This window comes from Paenalcaligenes sp. GW821-LYS-B07-1, assembly GCF_058803365.1.
Genome location: NZ_CM179516.1, coordinates 951,202 through 967,362, shown reverse-complemented (window position 1 = coordinate 967,362; position 16,161 = coordinate 951,202). Strand labels below are relative to the sequence as shown.

Genomic DNA, 16,161 nt, shown 5'->3' with positions numbered 1-16,161 from the left:
CACTTTTCACACTGGCACAAAAAAACCCAACCGTTCAATAACGATTGGGTTCATTACCACAGAACTACTATCTAATAATCTATTAGATATTGCGCTCTGTTTCGCCTGTGTACAACTGGCGAGGACGGCCAATCTTGTAACCTGGATCGGAGATCATTTCATCCCACTGAGAGATCCAACCTACTGTACGTGCCAATGCGAAGATAGCAGTAAACAATGGAGTAGGAATACCAATAGCGCGCTGTACGATTCCGGAATAGAAGTCTACGTTCGGATACAGTTTACGCTCAACAAAGTATGGGTCTTCCAGAGCGATACGCTCCAATTCCATTGCCAGTTTGAACAAAGGATCGTTTTCCAGACCCAAAGCAGCCAATACTTCTTTGCATGTCTCTTGCATCAACTTGGCGCGTGGATCGTAGTTTTTGTAAACACGGTGACCAAAGCCCATCAGACGCACGCCTGAGTTTTTGTCTTTGACCTTTTCCATGAATTCGCCAACTTTTTCTACACCACCGTTAGCTTGCAACTCTTCCAGCATGTTCAAGCATGCTTCGTTTGCGCCACCGTGAGCAGGACCCCACAAGCAAGCCACACCAGAAGCAATCGCTGCAAATGGGTTAGTGCCTGAAGAACCGCACAGACGTACTGTGGAAGTAGAAGCGTTTTGCTCGTGCTCTGCGTGCAGAATGAAGATACGATCCAACGCGCGCTCTACCACTTCATTTACTTGGTAGTCATCGCAAGGTGTACCAAACATCATACGCAGGAAATTACCTGTGTAGCTCAGGTCATTGCGTGGGTACATCAAAGGTTGGCCCAATGTGTACTTGTGCGCCATAGCCACCAGCGTTGGCATCTTCGCGATCAAACGGATAGCGGAAATACGACGGTGCTCAGGATTAGTGATGTCAGTGGAATCATGATAGAAAGCCGACATAGCACCAACCAAACCGGTCAGAATAGCCATAGGGTGCGCATCACGACGGAAGCCATGCAGGAATGTCTGCATTTGCTCTTGAACCATCGTGTGGTGTGTCACCAGCCAGTCAAACTCAGTTTTCTGTTTTCCATCAGGCAATTCGCCGTTCAGAATCAAATAGCAAACATCTAAAAAGTTGCAGTTCTGAGCCAATTGCTCGATTGGGTAGCCGCGGTACATCAGCTTGCCCTGATCCCCATCGATGTAAGTGATCGCGGACTCACAAGAGGCCGTTGCCATAAAACCCGGATCATAGGTAAACATACCTGTAGAACCGTACAGTTTACGGATATCGATTACGTCAGGACCCACCGTCCCTTTGTATACGGGAAACTCTACCGAAGGACTTCCATCGGAAAACGATAGTGTCGCTTTCTTATCAGACAGTTGCATCACATATCTTCCTCAAAAATTACAGCTCACGAATCTGAGCTACCAAACGCCGAATATCGGTCGTGTCATACTGGCCCTCAACTTCTTTTCGGACCAGTAAAACATCGAGTAATTCCGTGTCATCCATTTCAAACAGAAGCGTCAGAGCAGAAACGTCAACGTCAGTTAGAGTTTCTTCATAACGATCCAGAAACTTAGTCACCATCAAATCGTTTTCAAGCAAACCTCGGCGTGCTCTCCAACGTAGGCGAGCTCGTTCTAACTGCGTTAACGTTCTCATTTCTACTCCTTACACGCTGCGGCGAACCAGCATTTCTTTGATTTTGCCGATGGCTTGTGTTGGGTTTAGGCCCTTAGGACATACGTCCGCACAATTCATGATGGTATGGCAACGGAACAAACGGTATGGATCTTCAAGGTTGTCCAGACGCTCAGCTGTTGCCTCATCACGAGAGTCGGCAATAAAGCGGTACGCCTGCAGCAACCCTGCTGGACCCACAAACTTATCAGGGTTCCACCAGAACGATGGGCATGATGTAGAGCAACACGCGCACAGAATACATTCGTAAACACCGTCGATCTCTTCACGAGCTTCTGGTGATTGCAGACGTTCTTTTTCTGGCGGTGGTGTTTCGTTGATCAAGTACGGCTTGATAGAGTGGTACTGATCAAAGAAGTTAGTCATGTCCACGATCAGATCCCGAATGACTGGCAAGCCAGGCAGTGGGCGCAGAACAATAGGTTGTTTCAAATCGTTCAAGTTAGTTGTACAGGCCAAACCATTCTTGCCGTTGATGTTCATGGCATCAGAGCCACAAACGCCTTCGCGGCAAGAACGACGAATAGCCAAACTGTCGTCTACATCGTTTTTGATGCGAACGATAGCGTCCAACAACATCTTGTCTGTAGGCTGGAGAGTAACCTCCAGCTTTTGCATGTAGGGGCGCTCGTCCTTGTCAGGATCGTAGCGATAAATTTCGAATTTGATAGTCCGTGTTTTACTCATGACAGCGTCCTGATTAGAAGGTACGTGGCTTAGGCGGAATAGTTTCGGCCGTTAGGGGTTTCATCTGAACTGGTTTGTAGTCCAGACGGCTGCCATCGGCATACCACAAGGTATGGCGCAACCAGTTCTCGTCATCACGCTCAGGGAAATCGTTCAGTGCGTGCGCACCACGGCTTTCTGTACGGTTGGCGGCAGAACGAGTTGTGGCACGAGCCACTTCAATCATGTTGGACACTTCCAGCGCTTCAATACGTGCTGTATTGAATACTTTGGATTTATCCTTAAAGTAAATATCGTTAACTTCTGGCACCATTTCTTCGATCAGGCGCTCGCCCTCTTTCAGCAAGTCCATAGTACGGAACACACCGCAGTGAGCTTGCATAATGGTACGCATTTTGCCAGCCACATCTTGAGCTTTTTCACCCGATGTACGGCTTTCCAAGTGCTCAACACGTGCCACAGAGTAGTCGATAGCCGACTCTGGAATATCTTGATGGCTGTGCTCTTTTTCTGGGTGTGAATCCACAATGTGGTTACCAGCCGCACGACCAAATACGATCAGATCCAGCAAAGAGTTAGTACCCAAACGGTTAGCGCCGTGTACGGAAGTTGCCGCACACTCACCTACTGCGTACAGACCATTAACAACTTTGGTCTCGCCGTTTTTGTAATCAACAACTTGGCCGTAGTAGTTAGTAGGAATACCGCCCATCTGATAGTGAATGGTAGGTACAACTGGGATTGGATCTTTGATTGGGTCAACGTTCGCGAATTTGATAGAAATTTCACGAATGGATGGCAGACGTTTCTTGATCACGTCTTCGCCCAAGTGATCCAGTTTCAGAACCACGTAGCTACCATCACCACAACCACGACCTTCTTTGATCTCTTGGTCCATAGAACGGGACACGAAGTCGCGAGGAGCCAAGTCTTTCAGGTTAGGTGCGTAACGTTCCATGAAGCGCTCGCCGTCTTTATTCAGCAAGATACCGCCTTCACCACGTACACCTTCAGTGATCAGCACGCCAGCGCCAGCCACACCTGTTGGGTGGAATTGCCAGAACTCCATGTCTTCCAAAGCCAGGCCTGCACGAGCAGCCATACCCAGACCGTCACCAGTATTGATGAAGGCGTTAGTGGAGGCACCCCAGATACGACCAGCACCACCAGTTGCCAACACTGTGCGTTTGGCTTCCAGTACGAAGATCTGACCAGTTTCCATTTCTAGTGCAGTAACACCCAGCACATCGCCAGCTTCGTTACGCAATAGGTCTAGAGCCATCCACTCAACGAAGAAGTTGGTGCGAGAGGCTACGTTTTGTTGGTACAACGTGTGCAACATCGCGTGGCCAGTACGGTCAGCAGCGGCACAGGCACGTTGTACAGGTTTTTCACCGAAGTTAGCAGTGTGACCACCAAAAGGACGCTGGTAAATAGTACCGTTAGCGTTACGGTCAAACGGCATACCAAAGTGTTCTAGTTCGTATACAGCGTTAGGCGCTTCACGGCACATGAACTCAATAGCGTCTTGGTCACCCAGCCAGTCCGAACCTTTAACGGTATCGTACATGTGCCATTGCCAATGATCTTCGCTCATGTTACCCAGTGAGGCACTTACCCCACCTTGAGCAGCAACAGTATGGGAACGTGTTGGGAAAACCTTAGACAACACAGCCACCGACAGACCGGCGCGAGCCAGCTGCAACGAACAACGCATGCCAGCACCGCCGGCACCTACCACCACCACATCGAACTGGCGGCGAGGTAATGATTTATGAATAGCAGCCACGGCTTACAGGCTCCAGATAATTTGTGCAAAGAAAATGATGGATGCTACCAACCACAAAATGGTCAGGACTTGCAAAGTCAGACGCAAGCCAGTTGGCTTAACGTAATCCATCCAGATGTCACGTACGCCAATCCAAGCGTGCCATGCCAGAGACATGAAGAACAGGCTTGATAGCAATTGACCCAAAGGCAGTCCACCCACCTTGAATGCAAACAGGCTACGCCAGGACTGGTAATCCAAAGGCATGTTTACCAACAAACCTACCAAAAACACCAGGGTATAGATGATCATGATCACAGCGGTGACACGCTGGATAATGAAATCGAATGTCCCGTAGTGGGCGCCCACTACCAGACGATGTTGCCCAACTCGTTCTGGACTCGCCATTACCATGCTCCAAACAGTTTCAAACCGAACACAACCGTCAAAGCAAGGCTGACGATGATGACAGACGCAGCCGTTTTACAGGCGCTATATTTATCTATACCTTTGCCCAGATCCAGTGCCAAGTAACGAATACCAGCACAGAAGTGGTGCAAGTAACCCCAGATCAAAACCAGCAATACCAGTTTGAACAGTGGGTGACCTACGTAGGCGCCGATCTGGTTGAACCCTGCCTCGGAACCCAAGCTCGCTGCCAACAAAGGCAGAAGCACTACTGGTAGGCTCAAGAACAGCAAAGCGCCGCTAATGCGGTGCAGAATGGAGGTTTTGGCCGCCAACGGTAAACGGTATGACAATATCTGCGGTATGCCGATATTGCGATACTCCGGACGCGGTTTGGATGCGGTATCAGACATTATGGCCTCTATAAAAACAAAATGAGTGCATCGTTACGTGAAGATTATAGTTTTAGTATTTTCGCCTATTTACTTCGCAAAGCGCCATACTTGACGCAAACAAAGATCAATTCAGCAAGTTTCGGTAGTGGAATCGGTCCGTTATATACAACCCTCTACGTACTTCCATAGGACGGTCACCATAGGTATAGGCTACCCGTTCAACTTGCAACAGGGGCGACCCCTCTGTTACGCCTAGGTGCTCAGCGGCTTCTGCACTGGCAGCCACTGCTCGTATAGACTCGTCGGCGCGCACCATACTGACACCAAACCCGCTCTCGAACCAGGCATACATAGGGCGTTTATTCGCCGCCACACTCTCTGTGGTCACGCCTTTAAAGGCGGAGCCTGGTAGCCAGATATCATCCAAAATCGTTGGCATACCATCGAAAGACAAGACGCGTCGTACGTTAACAACCACATCAGCTGTACGCAAACCCAAGAGCACAGCGATATCGGCAGGTGCTTTAATGCGCGAGCAGCCTAAAATGACGCTGCTGGTTGCAGGCTGGTGCCCGTCGTCGGGAGTCAAGCGCAGGAAACGGTAACGTACTTTGGCTTCGTGGTGAGTGGACACAAAAGTGCCCTTACCTTGACGGCGTATCAACAAGTTGTCGGCCGCCAGTTCATCAATCGCCTTGCGTACTGTGCCTTGGCTGACCTGATAACGAGCCGCTAAATCGAATTCGCTGGGAATAGCCTCACCAGGCTTCCACTCACCTCTATCGAGACTTTGTAATAACAAAGCCTTGATCTGCTGGTACAACGGACTATATGCTGCACTGGCAGCATTTCGTTCCGACACCAACAAGCGTTCGGGTGTAGCAATGGGTTCTGTCATAAGCCTGCTAGCCGGTTACTTGAAAAGTTAGCGACCGCGCACAAGAATTTAAACTGATCATATTTTCGCACGCTATACCGAATCTGTCTAACACTCTTCTGTCTTATATAAGATATAAGAGATTTGACTCGCCCCCCATTTTGGTCTAGTGTTCGCACCATGGAGTCTCTGTTCTGAGCCACATCAAAAATCACATGCATTTTTAGGTTTCAGCAGACCAAACTGGCAGTACACTAGGTTCCAAACACACTGTTTTTCCAACCCAACTGGAGTCAACTCTCATGTCCAAACCCGCAATGCGCGTTGCCGTTACCGGCGCCGCAGGCCAGATCGGTTACGCACTACTGTTCCGCATCGCTTCAGGCGAAATGCTGGGCAAAGACCAACCCGTTATTCTGCAATTGCTGGAAATCCCAGACGAAAAAGCTCAGAAAGCCCTGCAAGGCGTAATGATGGAGCTGGACGACTGCGCATTCCCTCTGTTGCAAAGCATGACTGCTCACAGCGATCCACGTACCGCATTCAAAGATGCAGACGTTGCTCTGCTGGTCGGCGCTCGTCCTCGTGGCCCAGGCATGGAGCGTAAAGATCTGTTGAGCGTGAACGCTAAGATCTTTACCGAGCAAGGCCGTGCACTGAACGATGTTGCTAGCCGCAATGTAAAAGTATTGGTTGTAGGTAACCCTGCTAACACCAACGCTTACATCGCCATGAAATCCGCACCTAATCTGCCTGCGAAAAACTTCACAGCTATGCTGCGTCTGGATCACAACCGTGCGTTGTCTCAACTGGCTCAGAAAGCCAATGTCGCTGTTGCTGATATCGAGAACCTGATTGTGTGGGGCAACCACTCCCCAACCATGTACCCAGATATCCGCTTTGCTACCGTTAACGGCGCATCGCTGGAACAAAAAATCAACGACCAAGAATGGAACCGTGACACCTTTATCCCTAAAGTGGGTAAACGTGGCGCCGCCATTATTGAGGCGCGTGGCCTGTCCTCCGCTGCTTCCGCTGCTAACGCTGCAATCGACCACGTACGCGACTGGGTACTGGGCAGCAATGGCAAATGGGTAACAATGGGCGTACCTTCTGATGGCTCCTACGGTATTCCTGAAGGCATCATCTACGGTGTACCAGTGACAACAGCAAACGGCGAATACACACGTGTTGCCGGCTTGGAAATCGATGCATTCTCTCGTGAACGCATGGACTTCACTCTGAACGAGTTGCTGGAAGAGCGCGACGGCGTGAAAGACTTACTGGCGTAAGACTTTAGAACAAGGCCTGCTATATGCAGGCCTTGTTTTTATGTATGCTAGCTACATCAACCACACTTTTTTCTACCCCATCGCAACAGGATTACCAGCACTAGTTTAGAAACATTTTCCGGAGAAGTTCATGATCACCCTCACTTCTACTGGCCCGCTGTTTCGCCACCATGCAGTAACAACGTTTCGCTTCACACTCTGGCTACACCTAACCCTCAAGCCACATCAGGTGCATGCCGCCCTCTACCCACCTGCCGCACCTTCCTCGCTAGCAGGTTTCTTGATTCTGCATTTATTTTCAGCTACCCGACTTATCACGCTCAGCCTTCATCGTCTAAGCAATACTGTGGCACGCCCCAGTTTTACGTAGCAACACGCATGATGCATGGGCACAGCTCATATACATCGTGCAAGTAGTAGCGCACTAGGGTTTTGCAGCTATCCCTATCATTTCTCGCGCCAATAGCCTCTGCTGCCGTTTACACCTATCACGGCACCAGAACACGACGATCAACCCTATGCACAACATGAGGTGTTGACTCGCGTATAGGCAACCACACCTTTGAATGTCCACGTTACAACAACCAAGCAGTTCAAAAGGAGACAAACATGGCAACAACACGACGCACCGCATCCAAAAGATCAGCAAAAGCGACGGAGCCCATCACAACGGCCGCACCTACCCCTAAACCCAAAAAGTCGGTTGCACTATCCGGCATCGTTGCCGGCGACACTGCTCTTTGCACGGTAGGCCGTAGCGGTAATGATTTGCACTATAGAGGCTACGATATTTTGGATATCGCGCACACCTGCGAGTTCGAAGAGATTGCCCACCTACTGATTCACGGTAAGCTGCCTACGCGCCCCGAGCTCAAGGCTTATAAAGACAAGCTACGCCGCTTGCGTGGCCTGCCCGCTGCGCTAGTCACTGTGCTGGAAACGCTACCGCCCGCGAGCCACCCTATGGATGTGATGCGTACAGCAGTCTCGGTATTAGGGTGTGTATTACCCGAAAAAGATGACCACAACCTGCCCGACGCCCGCGACATTGCTGATCACCTTATCGCCAATTTGGGCTCTGCCCTGCTCTACTGGTATCACTTTAGTCATAACGGTTGCTCTATCACGCTACAGACCGATGACGACAGCATAGGCGGACACTTTCTGCATTTACTGCACGGCCAAAAACCCTCTGACGACTGGGTACGGGCCATGCATACCTCGCTGATTTTGTATGCTGAACATGAGTTTAATGCCTCCACCTTCACCAGCCGTGTGATTGCCAGCACAGGTTCTGACATATATTCCGCCATCACTGGTGCTATTGGTGCACTGCGTGGCCCCAAACATGGTGGCGCTAATGAAGTAGCGTTCGAGATTCAGAAACGCTATGACAACCCTGACGAAGCAGAAATCGATATACGTCAACGCGTAGAAAACAAAGAGGTCATCATTGGTTTTGGCCACCCGGTGTACACCGTCGCCGACCCACGTAACCAAATCATCAAAGAAGTAGCGTACAAACTGTCCAAAAAGCAAAACAGCACAAAAATGTATGACATTGCTGAACGGCTAGAAACCGTGATGTGGGATGCCAAAAAGATGTTTCCTAATCTGGACTGGTTCTCTGCTGTGTCGTATCACATGATGGGCGTACCCACTGCCATGTTCACCCCGTTGTTCGTACTCGCTCGCACCGCCGGATGGGCTGCGCACATTATTGAACAGCGTATTGATAAAAAAATTATTCGCCCTACAGCCAATTATGTGGGCCCCGAAGACCTGAAATTCGTCCCTATTAACCGTCGCACCTAACTCTGGAGCCGCTAGTTATGTCTGCACCCATTTCCAACATTCGCCCTGAGGCGGATCAAGTTTTAGTCGATATTGCTGATTACGTCCTAAATTACGAGATCAAGAGCACACTAGCTTACGAGACAGCACGCAATTGCCTGATGGACACCTTAGGATGCGGGTTAGAGTCTTTGGAATACCCTGCTTGCCGAAAACTGTTAGGACCCATTGTTCCCGGCACCATCGTCCCGAATGGCGCTAAGGTACCCGGCACGCAGTTTCAACTTGACCCCGTGCAAGCCGCTTTCAACATAGGCGCCATGATACGGTGGCTGGATTTCAACGACACATGGCTAGCCGCCGAATGGGGACACCCGTCTGACAACCTAGGCGGCATTCTTGCTACTGCTGATTGGTTATCACGCAATGCCGTGGCCGTAGGTAAACCGGCACTCACGATGCGTGATGTGCTAACGGCCATGATTAAGGCCCACGAGATTCAGGGCTGCATCGCGCTAGAAAACTCGTTTAATAAAGTAGGCTTAGACCACGTAGTATTGGTCAAAGTAGCATCCACAGCCGTGGTCGCCCACATGCTGGGATTAAATCGCGAAGAAATCATTAACGCGCTGTCGTTAGCATGGGTAGATGGTCAAAGCCTGCGCACCTACCGGCACTCACCCAACACTGGTAGCCGAAAAAGCTGGGCAGCGGGCGATGCTACCAGTCGCGCGGTGCGTTTAGCCTTAATCGCCAAAACGGGCGAAATGGGCTACCCCTCTGTACTGTCTGCCAAAACCTGGGGCTTTTACGACGTGTTATTCAAAGGAAAGCCTTTCACCTTCCAACGCCCTTATGGCAGCTACGTGATGGAAAACGTGCTGTTTAAGATTTCCTTTCCTGCTGAGTTCCACTCACAAACCGCGGTGGAATGCGCCATGAGCATACACAAGCAGTTGAAAGCACAAGGAAAAACAGCAGAAGACATAAAGAAAATCACCATACGCACCCATGAGGCATGCATACGCATCATCGACAAAAAAGGGCCACTAAATAACCCAGCCGACCGCGATCACTGCATCCAGTACATGGTTGCTGTGCCGATTTTGTTTGGCAGACTCACCGCCGCTGACTATGAGGATCACATTGCTAGCGACCCACGCATTGACACCCTACGCGACAAAATGGTTTGCGTAGAAGATCACACATTTACGGCGGATTACCATGATCCTGAAAAACGCTCTATCGCCAACGCCTTAACCGTTGAGTTCAACGATGGCAGCAAGCTGGATGAAATCGTATGTGAATACCCTATTGGGCATAAACGCCGCCGAGCCGATGGCATCCCTTTACTGGAAGCAAAGTTCCGCACTAACTTGGCACGCACCTTTCCTAGCAAGCAACAACAACGAATTTTGGAGATATCACTGGACCAAAAAACACTAGAAACCATGCCCGTACATGAGTACGTAGACATGTATGTGATTTAAGCCTCCCTGACAGCCAAATAGCGCACAAGCAGTCGCTCAGATGCTGTCAACACCATCACTAAAGACCCACATAAAGGTCTGAAAGTAGCCGGCGTTACGAGACCTGAACCTTTCTCGTAACGCCTTATTTTATATAGCAATATTGCATACCATACCTATCAACAATCACTACAAAACGTTACCACATCTACGGCGCCACGCTGTTGTTACAACAGCTATGTTACAGTCGTCAGACCACTGACTTCTTCCCTGTATCAATATGCGTAATGTCACTCATAACACCGCCGAACAACGTTTCGAAATTCTAGAAGATTCGTATCTGTGCACGCTTGAATATCAGCTACGGGATAACACTCTAACTATTACACACACGGTGGTCCCTCGTGCGGTTGGTGGCAAAGGCATTGCTGGCGAACTCGTCAAAACCGCGCTAAATTACGCCCGAGAACAACAACTACATGTGGTGCCACAGTGCAGTTACGCGACGGTTTATGTGCAGCGCCATCCTGAATACCAAGATCTTGTGTTGTAAAGCAAACAAGCGCATATCAGAAGTCTTATGTCTTATATAAGACCATTGCGTTGAACCCTGCTTCCACCTACAATAGAGGCATTACAAGCCTCTTGTCCTACCCTTTACTTAAATAGGCCTGCAACATGCTGGATTCTTATCGCCAACACGTTGCCGAACGCGCCGCGTTGGGCATCCCCCCACTGCCGCTAACGGCACAACAAACCGCTGATCTGATCGAACTGATCAAAAACCCTCCCGCTGGCCAGGAAGAATTTTTGCTGGACTTACTCACCCACCGCGTACCAGCGGGTGTGGACGATGCCGCTAAAGTTAAAGCCTCTTACCTTGCAGCCGTAGCCTTTGGTTCCGAAAGCAACACGCTTTTCGATCGCAAACGCGCCTGTGAGCTGCTGGGCACCATGCTGGGTGGCTACAACATTGCTCCATTGCTGCAATTGCTGGATGATGCCGAACTGGCCCCTACCGCAGCAGAAGCACTGAAACACACATTGCTGATGTTTGACTCTTTCCATGACGTGAAAGAAAAAGCCGACAAAGGCAACAAATTCGCTCAAGAAGTGCTGCAGAGTTGGGCTGACGCTGAGTGGTTCACCAGCCGCCCCGAGGTGCCTGAAAGCATGACCGTGACTGTGTTCAAAGTCACTGGCGAAACCAACACTGACGACTTGTCTCCTGCACCCGATGCATGGAGCCGTCCTGATATTCCTCTGCATGCTTTGGCCATGCTGAAAAACCCACGTCCAGGTATTACACCTGACGACGCAGGTAAAGTGGGCCCCATCCAATTCTTGGAGTCCTTGAAAGAAAAAGGTCACCAGATTGCTTACGTGGGTGACGTAGTTGGTACAGGTTCTTCCCGTAAATCCGCTACTAACTCCGTACTGTGGTTCACAGGCGATGACATCCCATTCGTTCCTAACAAACGCTTTGGTGGCGTATGTTTGGGCAGCAAAATTGCACCTATCTTCTACAACACCATGGAAGACGCTGGCGCGCTGCCTATAGAATTGGACGTTTCCAAAATGGAAATGGGCGATGTAGTTGAACTACGTCCTTACGAAGGCAAAGCCTTGAAAAACGGTGAAGTTATCGCCGAATTCAAAGTGAAATCCGACGTATTGTTTGACGAAGTACGTGCTGGTGGTCGTATTCCTCTGATCATCGGTCGTGGCCTGACTACACGTGCTCGTGAAGCTTTGGGCCTGCCTGCTACTGACTTGTTCCGTCTGCCACAAGCTCCTGTAGACAGTGGCAAAGGTTTCTCCTTGGCACAGAAAATGGTTGGTCGCGCATGCGGTCTGCCAGAAAACCAAGGTATTCGTCCAGGTACATACTGCGAACCTCGCATGACTACTGTTGGTAGCCAAGATACAACTGGCCCAATGACACGTGACGAGCTGAAAGACTTGGCTTGCTTGGGCTTCTCCGCTGACTTAGTGATGCAGTCCTTCTGCCACACAGCAGCTTATCCAAAACCTGTTGACGTAAAAACCCACCACGAATTGCCTGAGTTCATCAGCACACGTGGCGGTGTATCCCTGCGCCCAGGCGACGGTGTGATTCACTCGTGGTTGAACCGCATGTTGTTACCTGACACTGTTGGTACAGGTGGTGACTCCCACACACGTTTCCCAATCGGTATCAGCTTCCCAGCAGGTTCCGGTCTGGTCGCATTCGCGGCAGCTACAGGTGTAATGCCTTTGGATATGCCCGAATCCGTATTGGTACGTTTCAGCGGCAAAATGCAGCCTGGCGTAACACTGCGCGACTTGGTTAACGCCATTCCTTTCTACGCCATCAAGCAAGGCCTGTTGACAGTAGAAAAAGCCGGCAAGATCAATATTTTCTCTGGCCGTATTCTGGAAATCGAAGGTTTGCCTAACCTGAAAGTTGAGCAAGCATTTGAATTGTCCGATGCATCTGCTGAGCGTTCCGCTGCCGCATGTACCGTACGTCTGGACAAAGAGCCTATCATCGAATACCTGAACAGCAACATCACACTGTTGAAGTGGATGATTGCCAACGGTTACGAAGATGAGCGTACATTGGCCCGTCGTATCCAAAACATGGAAAGCTGGTTGGCTAACCCTGAGTTGATGGAACCCGATGCAGACGCTGAATACGCAGCTGTGATCGACATCAATATGTCCGAAATCCACGAGCCTATCGTTGCTTGCCCTAACGACCCTGATGATGTGAAAACACTGTCAGACGTATCCGGTACAGCCATTGATGAAGTGTTTATCGGTAGCTGCATGACTAACATTGGTCACTTCCGTGCTGCCTCCAAACTATTGGAAGGCAAACGTGATATCCCTACCCGTCTGTGGATTGCGCCTCCTACCAAAATGGATCAGGCCCAGTTGACAGAAGAAGGCCACTACGGCGTTCTGGGTACTGCTGGTGCTCGTATGGAAATGCCAGGTTGCTCGCTGTGTATGGGTAACCAAGCTCAAGTACGTGAAGGCGCAACAGTAATGTCCACCAGCACACGTAACTTCCCTAACCGTTTGGGTAAAAACTCCAACGTATTCTTGGGTTCTGCTGAGCTGGCCGCTGTATGTTCCCGTCTGGGTCGTATCCCTTCCCGTGAGGAATACCTGGCTGATATGGGTATCTTGGAAAAAGACAGCGACAAGATCTACCATTACTTGAACTTCGACCAAATCGAAGAGTACAAGGAAATTGCTGACTCCGTCGGCATTTAAGCAACACACTTACGCTAAAGTGTACAGAGGGGCTGCATTTATGCAGCCCCTCTGTTTGTGTTCTGTCACAAGACAGCCACCACGCACAACTTCAAGGGTAAACTGATTCTATTGTTACCGGTCTCATACTTTTGGCATGCATCCATCCTTGTTACCTGACTATCAGCATCTGCATTCACATGCCCAACGCTTGTTGCAGTGCGCGGATGCGCTCAGCCACTCCGTGTCCAAAGTAGAAGACTCCTACTGGGAACTCGTGGCCGAACAATGCATAGAAACGCTGCTGCTTTCCGACGAAAGCTCCATTATTGAACAGCTGTTTCAATACCTGAATGAGCACCAACTGACTGAGCATTTGGAAATCATCGCCAGCCTGCTGGAAGGTTGCAGTGAATCCATCACGCTAGAAGATGCCCAAGGCCTGCGCCACGATGCACTGCTGATCAGCATCCCTATTACGGCATGGACACGCTACAGCCTGCCTGAAGGCCCTATGGATTCCACGCTTACTCAGGCTTTGGAACATCAATTGCATAAGCATGTGTTGGCTCCTAAAGTGCGCGTAGCACTGCACCCTGAACTGCTTTGTTTTGAAGATGTACCGCACAACTTGCACCAAGCGCGTCAGTTGTTGGAGTCATTGGCCAAACAAGCATTAGGGCTGCACGGAAAATCCTCCACTAAGCTGCCTCCACGTTCACAGCATCCCACACTGCTAGCGGATGCCCGCTTTGTATTAGCGGTGATTACGGCACCCGCTGGTCTGCCGCTCTTTGCATGGCAACAAAACAAAGAACGTGCGCTCACCAAACAAGTAGCCATCCTCAACACATGGCAACAACACAGCCAAGAACTCTTTGCTGGATTATTTACAGGCTGCCAAACCGAGTACTGGCTACCCAATGCCTTCCACGCCAATAACCGTGTAGCTGAGCAGCATTTGCGCCCGCTGAACCTCAAAGCTACCGTGACATGGCTGCAAACCGTTGCCCAAGTTCCTAAAGGGCAACTCACTGCCGTACTCGCGGCATGTGGGCAAGAACAGATAGAAGAATATCGTATTGGTTTCTGCGTGACAGATAGTGATGTAGTCATACATGGCTGCATCTGGCCACTGCTAGACCCAGACGATCAATCAGACACTCTAGCTCAAATCAGTGAACTACTTAAAGAGCTAGACAGTGGCGACGTATTATTGCTGCCCGGCCTCTACGAGCCCGAGTTCTGTGACGACTGCGAAACCCCCTACTTTCCAAATCCGGATGCCCAGTTAGTGCACCCGGAATTCCCTGAACAAATAGATTCAGATCCTCCGCTTCTACATTAATATCCGTGTTTCATTTTGATATTTTCTGCCGTGTCGTTGATAACTACGGCGACATAGGTGTCTGTTGGCGCCTCGCTCGCCAGTTGGCAGCCCCTCCGCATCAAAAAAACGTACGCCTGTGGGTGGACGACTTACACAGTTTCAAACGTTTGGAACCCCGTCTGCAGACCGAGCTGAATGAACAGCATATAGACGGTATTACCGTACATCCCTGGAATGATGCACAATCCTTTACGCCTCCAGCCGAGGTAGTAATAGAAGCATTCGCCTGCGAATTACCGGACGCCTACAAAACTGCTATCACTGACAAAACGTTATGGCTGAATCTGGAATATTTAAGCGCCGAAGATTGGGTGGAAGATTGCCATGCGCAACCCTCACCGCAACAACCAGGTAAACGTAAGTATTTCTTCTTCCCTGGCTTTACAGAACGCACAGGCGGCTTGCTACGGGAAGAAAACCTTAAGCAGCAACGCCTTAGCTGGCAACAAGATCCAAGCAATGCTCAAGCACTATGGACCAAGATTGGTTTATCGGAGCGCATTCAGATTGAGTTGATGCACAGGCAGCGTAGGCAAATTTTGTTATTTTCCTACCCTTCTGCACCGATTATGGCGCTGCTACAGGCCCTGCTACAGGGCAATCACGATACGCTAGTGCTAAGCCCCACGCCGTTCACTCCCGAACAGCAAGAGCTGTCTAATGACCATCTTCACCTACACCATTTCAGTTTTGTGAGCCAACAAGAGTTTGATCATTTGCTCTGGAGCAGTGACTTGAACTTTGTGCGTGGTGAGGACTCCCTTGTTCGTGCGCTATGGGCAGCCAAGCCATTTATCTGGCAACCCTACGAGCAAGAGGAAGGGCTACATACAAAAAAACTACAGGCACTATTAGATCGCAGCCCCATGAATCAGGCCGTACAAACACTGATGCACACCTGGAGCAGCTACGACAGCCAGCAGTTCACCGATCAATATTTGTCATGTATGCAAGCTCCTATGTGGCACAGATGGCGCGAGGAAGCCCTGCAATGGCATAATACGCTGTTGCAACAGAAAGACCTGTGTACGCATCTGCTGGAATTCTGTACGAAACACCAGCCTACACAGTAAAATAGTCTTCTTTACGATTTTTGCCCCACACCATCACGTGCGGGGCCATCCTTTACCGGAGTTTCTTTAGT

General features: G+C 50.0%; 14 protein-coding genes. 7 read left to right on the top strand and 7 right to left on the bottom strand.

The genetic code is table 11. The annotated features are described in order from the left end of the window. Positions 1 to 82: 82 nt before the first annotated feature. The 7 genes from gltA to AC3QL0_RS04485 form a co-directional block, all read right to left on the bottom strand. Entirely contained in the window at positions 83 to 1,375 is a 1,293-nt protein-coding gene (gene gltA, locus AC3QL0_RS04515; protein WP_493010274.1) for a citrate synthase, read from the bottom strand. 19 nt (positions 1,376 to 1,394) lie between these two features. Next, positions 1,395 to 1,655 carry a succinate dehydrogenase assembly factor 2 gene (locus tag AC3QL0_RS04510; protein ID WP_493010273.1) on the bottom strand — a complete coding sequence of 87 codons (261 nt, stop codon included), beginning with the start codon at positions 1,653 to 1,655 and terminating at the stop codon, positions 1,395 to 1,397. A gap of 9 nt (positions 1,656 to 1,664) precedes the next feature. Next, positions 1,665 to 2,381 (bottom strand): succinate dehydrogenase iron-sulfur subunit, encoded by a 717-nt coding sequence (locus AC3QL0_RS04505; protein WP_135865735.1) that lies wholly within the window; start codon positions 2,379 to 2,381, stop codon positions 1,665 to 1,667. 13 nt (positions 2,382 to 2,394) lie between these two features. Further along, the gene (gene sdhA, locus AC3QL0_RS04500) at positions 2,395 to 4,098 is read right to left on the bottom strand and encodes a succinate dehydrogenase flavoprotein subunit (RefSeq protein ID WP_493010939.1); all 1,704 of its coding nucleotides are present in this window, start codon (positions 4,096 to 4,098) and stop codon (positions 2,395 to 2,397) included. Positions 4,099 to 4,173: 75 nt separating this feature from the next. Further along, positions 4,174 to 4,557 carry a succinate dehydrogenase, hydrophobic membrane anchor protein gene (sdhD, locus tag AC3QL0_RS04495; RefSeq protein ID WP_135865739.1) on the bottom strand — a complete coding sequence of 128 codons (384 nt, stop codon included), beginning with the start codon at positions 4,555 to 4,557 and terminating at the stop codon, positions 4,174 to 4,176. Then, positions 4,557 to 4,970, bottom strand: a complete 414-nt coding sequence (gene sdhC / locus AC3QL0_RS04490; protein WP_135865740.1) for a succinate dehydrogenase, cytochrome b556 subunit — start codon at positions 4,968 to 4,970, stop codon at positions 4,557 to 4,559. The genes sdhD and sdhC overlap by 1 nt, the downstream gene beginning before the upstream one ends. A 106-nt stretch (positions 4,971 to 5,076) precedes the next feature. After that, positions 5,077 to 5,850, bottom strand: a complete 774-nt coding sequence (locus AC3QL0_RS04485) for a GntR family transcriptional regulator (RefSeq protein ID WP_493010272.1) — start codon at positions 5,848 to 5,850, stop codon at positions 5,077 to 5,079. Between the two features lie 281 nt (positions 5,851 to 6,131). Here AC3QL0_RS04485 and AC3QL0_RS04480 point away from each other — a divergent pair, with 281 nt between their 5' ends. The 7 genes from AC3QL0_RS04480 to earP all read left to right on the top strand — a co-directional run bounded on the left by AC3QL0_RS04480 (position 6,132) and on the right by earP (position 16,090). Further along, positions 6,132 to 7,121 carry a malate dehydrogenase gene (locus AC3QL0_RS04480; RefSeq protein WP_493010271.1) on the top strand — a complete coding sequence of 330 codons (990 nt, stop codon included), beginning with the start codon at positions 6,132 to 6,134 and terminating at the stop codon, positions 7,119 to 7,121. 609 nt (positions 7,122 to 7,730) lie between these two features. Next, positions 7,731 to 8,936, top strand: coding sequence for a bifunctional 2-methylcitrate synthase/citrate synthase (gene prpC, locus AC3QL0_RS04475; protein WP_493010270.1), 1,206 nt, complete (start codon positions 7,731 to 7,733; stop codon positions 8,934 to 8,936). A gap of 17 nt (positions 8,937 to 8,953) precedes the next feature. After that, the gene (locus AC3QL0_RS04470; RefSeq protein WP_493010269.1) at positions 8,954 to 10,405 is read left to right on the top strand and encodes a bifunctional 2-methylcitrate dehydratase/aconitate hydratase; all 1,452 of its coding nucleotides are present in this window, start codon (positions 8,954 to 8,956) and stop codon (positions 10,403 to 10,405) included. Positions 10,406 to 10,664: 259 nt separating this feature from the next. Then, the gene (locus AC3QL0_RS04465; protein WP_493010268.1) at positions 10,665 to 10,937 is read left to right on the top strand and encodes a GNAT family N-acetyltransferase; all 273 of its coding nucleotides are present in this window, start codon (positions 10,665 to 10,667) and stop codon (positions 10,935 to 10,937) included. 125 nt (positions 10,938 to 11,062) lie between these two features. Then, positions 11,063 to 13,648: a bifunctional aconitate hydratase 2/2-methylisocitrate dehydratase gene (gene acnB, locus AC3QL0_RS04460; RefSeq protein WP_493010267.1), complete on the top strand. Its 2,586-nt coding sequence runs from the start codon at positions 11,063 to 11,065 to the stop codon at positions 13,646 to 13,648. Positions 13,649 to 13,784: 136 nt separating this feature from the next. Then, positions 13,785 to 14,975: a DUF2863 family protein gene (locus AC3QL0_RS04455; protein ID WP_493010266.1), complete on the top strand. Its 1,191-nt coding sequence runs from the start codon at positions 13,785 to 13,787 to the stop codon at positions 14,973 to 14,975. A gap of 5 nt (positions 14,976 to 14,980) precedes the next feature. Continuing rightward, positions 14,981 to 16,090, top strand: a complete 1,110-nt coding sequence (gene earP, locus AC3QL0_RS04450; protein WP_493010265.1) for an elongation factor P maturation arginine rhamnosyltransferase EarP — start codon at positions 14,981 to 14,983, stop codon at positions 16,088 to 16,090. Positions 16,091 to 16,161 lie beyond the last annotated feature (71 nt).

Coding starts and splice junctions, on each gene's coding strand:
- AC3QL0_RS04505 (WP_135865735.1), bottom strand. CDS start 2,381: ATGAGTAAAACACGGACTATCAAATTCGAAATTTATCGCTACGATCCT.
- prpC (WP_493010270.1), top strand. CDS start 7,731: ATGGCAACAACACGACGCACCGCATCCAAAAGATCAGCAAAAGCGACG.
- AC3QL0_RS04465 (WP_493010268.1), top strand. CDS start 10,665: ATGCGTAATGTCACTCATAACACCGCCGAACAACGTTTCGAAATTCTA.
- AC3QL0_RS04510 (WP_493010273.1), bottom strand. CDS start 1,655: ATGAGAACGTTAACGCAGTTAGAACGAGCTCGCCTACGTTGGAGAGCA.
- acnB (WP_493010267.1), top strand. CDS start 11,063: ATGCTGGATTCTTATCGCCAACACGTTGCCGAACGCGCCGCGTTGGGC.
- AC3QL0_RS04455 (WP_493010266.1), top strand. CDS start 13,785: ATGCATCCATCCTTGTTACCTGACTATCAGCATCTGCATTCACATGCC.
- gltA (WP_493010274.1), bottom strand. CDS start 1,375: ATGCAACTGTCTGATAAGAAAGCGACACTATCGTTTTCCGATGGAAGT.
- AC3QL0_RS04470 (WP_493010269.1), top strand. CDS start 8,954: ATGTCTGCACCCATTTCCAACATTCGCCCTGAGGCGGATCAAGTTTTA.
- AC3QL0_RS04480 (WP_493010271.1), top strand. CDS start 6,132: ATGTCCAAACCCGCAATGCGCGTTGCCGTTACCGGCGCCGCAGGCCAG.
- sdhA (WP_493010939.1), bottom strand. CDS start 4,098: ATGCGTTGTTCGTTGCAGCTGGCTCGCGCCGGTCTGTCGGTGGCTGTG.
- sdhD (WP_135865739.1), bottom strand. CDS start 4,557: ATGGCGAGTCCAGAACGAGTTGGGCAACATCGTCTGGTAGTGGGCGCC.
- sdhC (WP_135865740.1), bottom strand. CDS start 4,970: ATGTCTGATACCGCATCCAAACCGCGTCCGGAGTATCGCAATATCGGC.
- AC3QL0_RS04485 (WP_493010272.1), bottom strand. CDS start 5,850: ATGACAGAACCCATTGCTACACCCGAACGCTTGTTGGTGTCGGAACGA.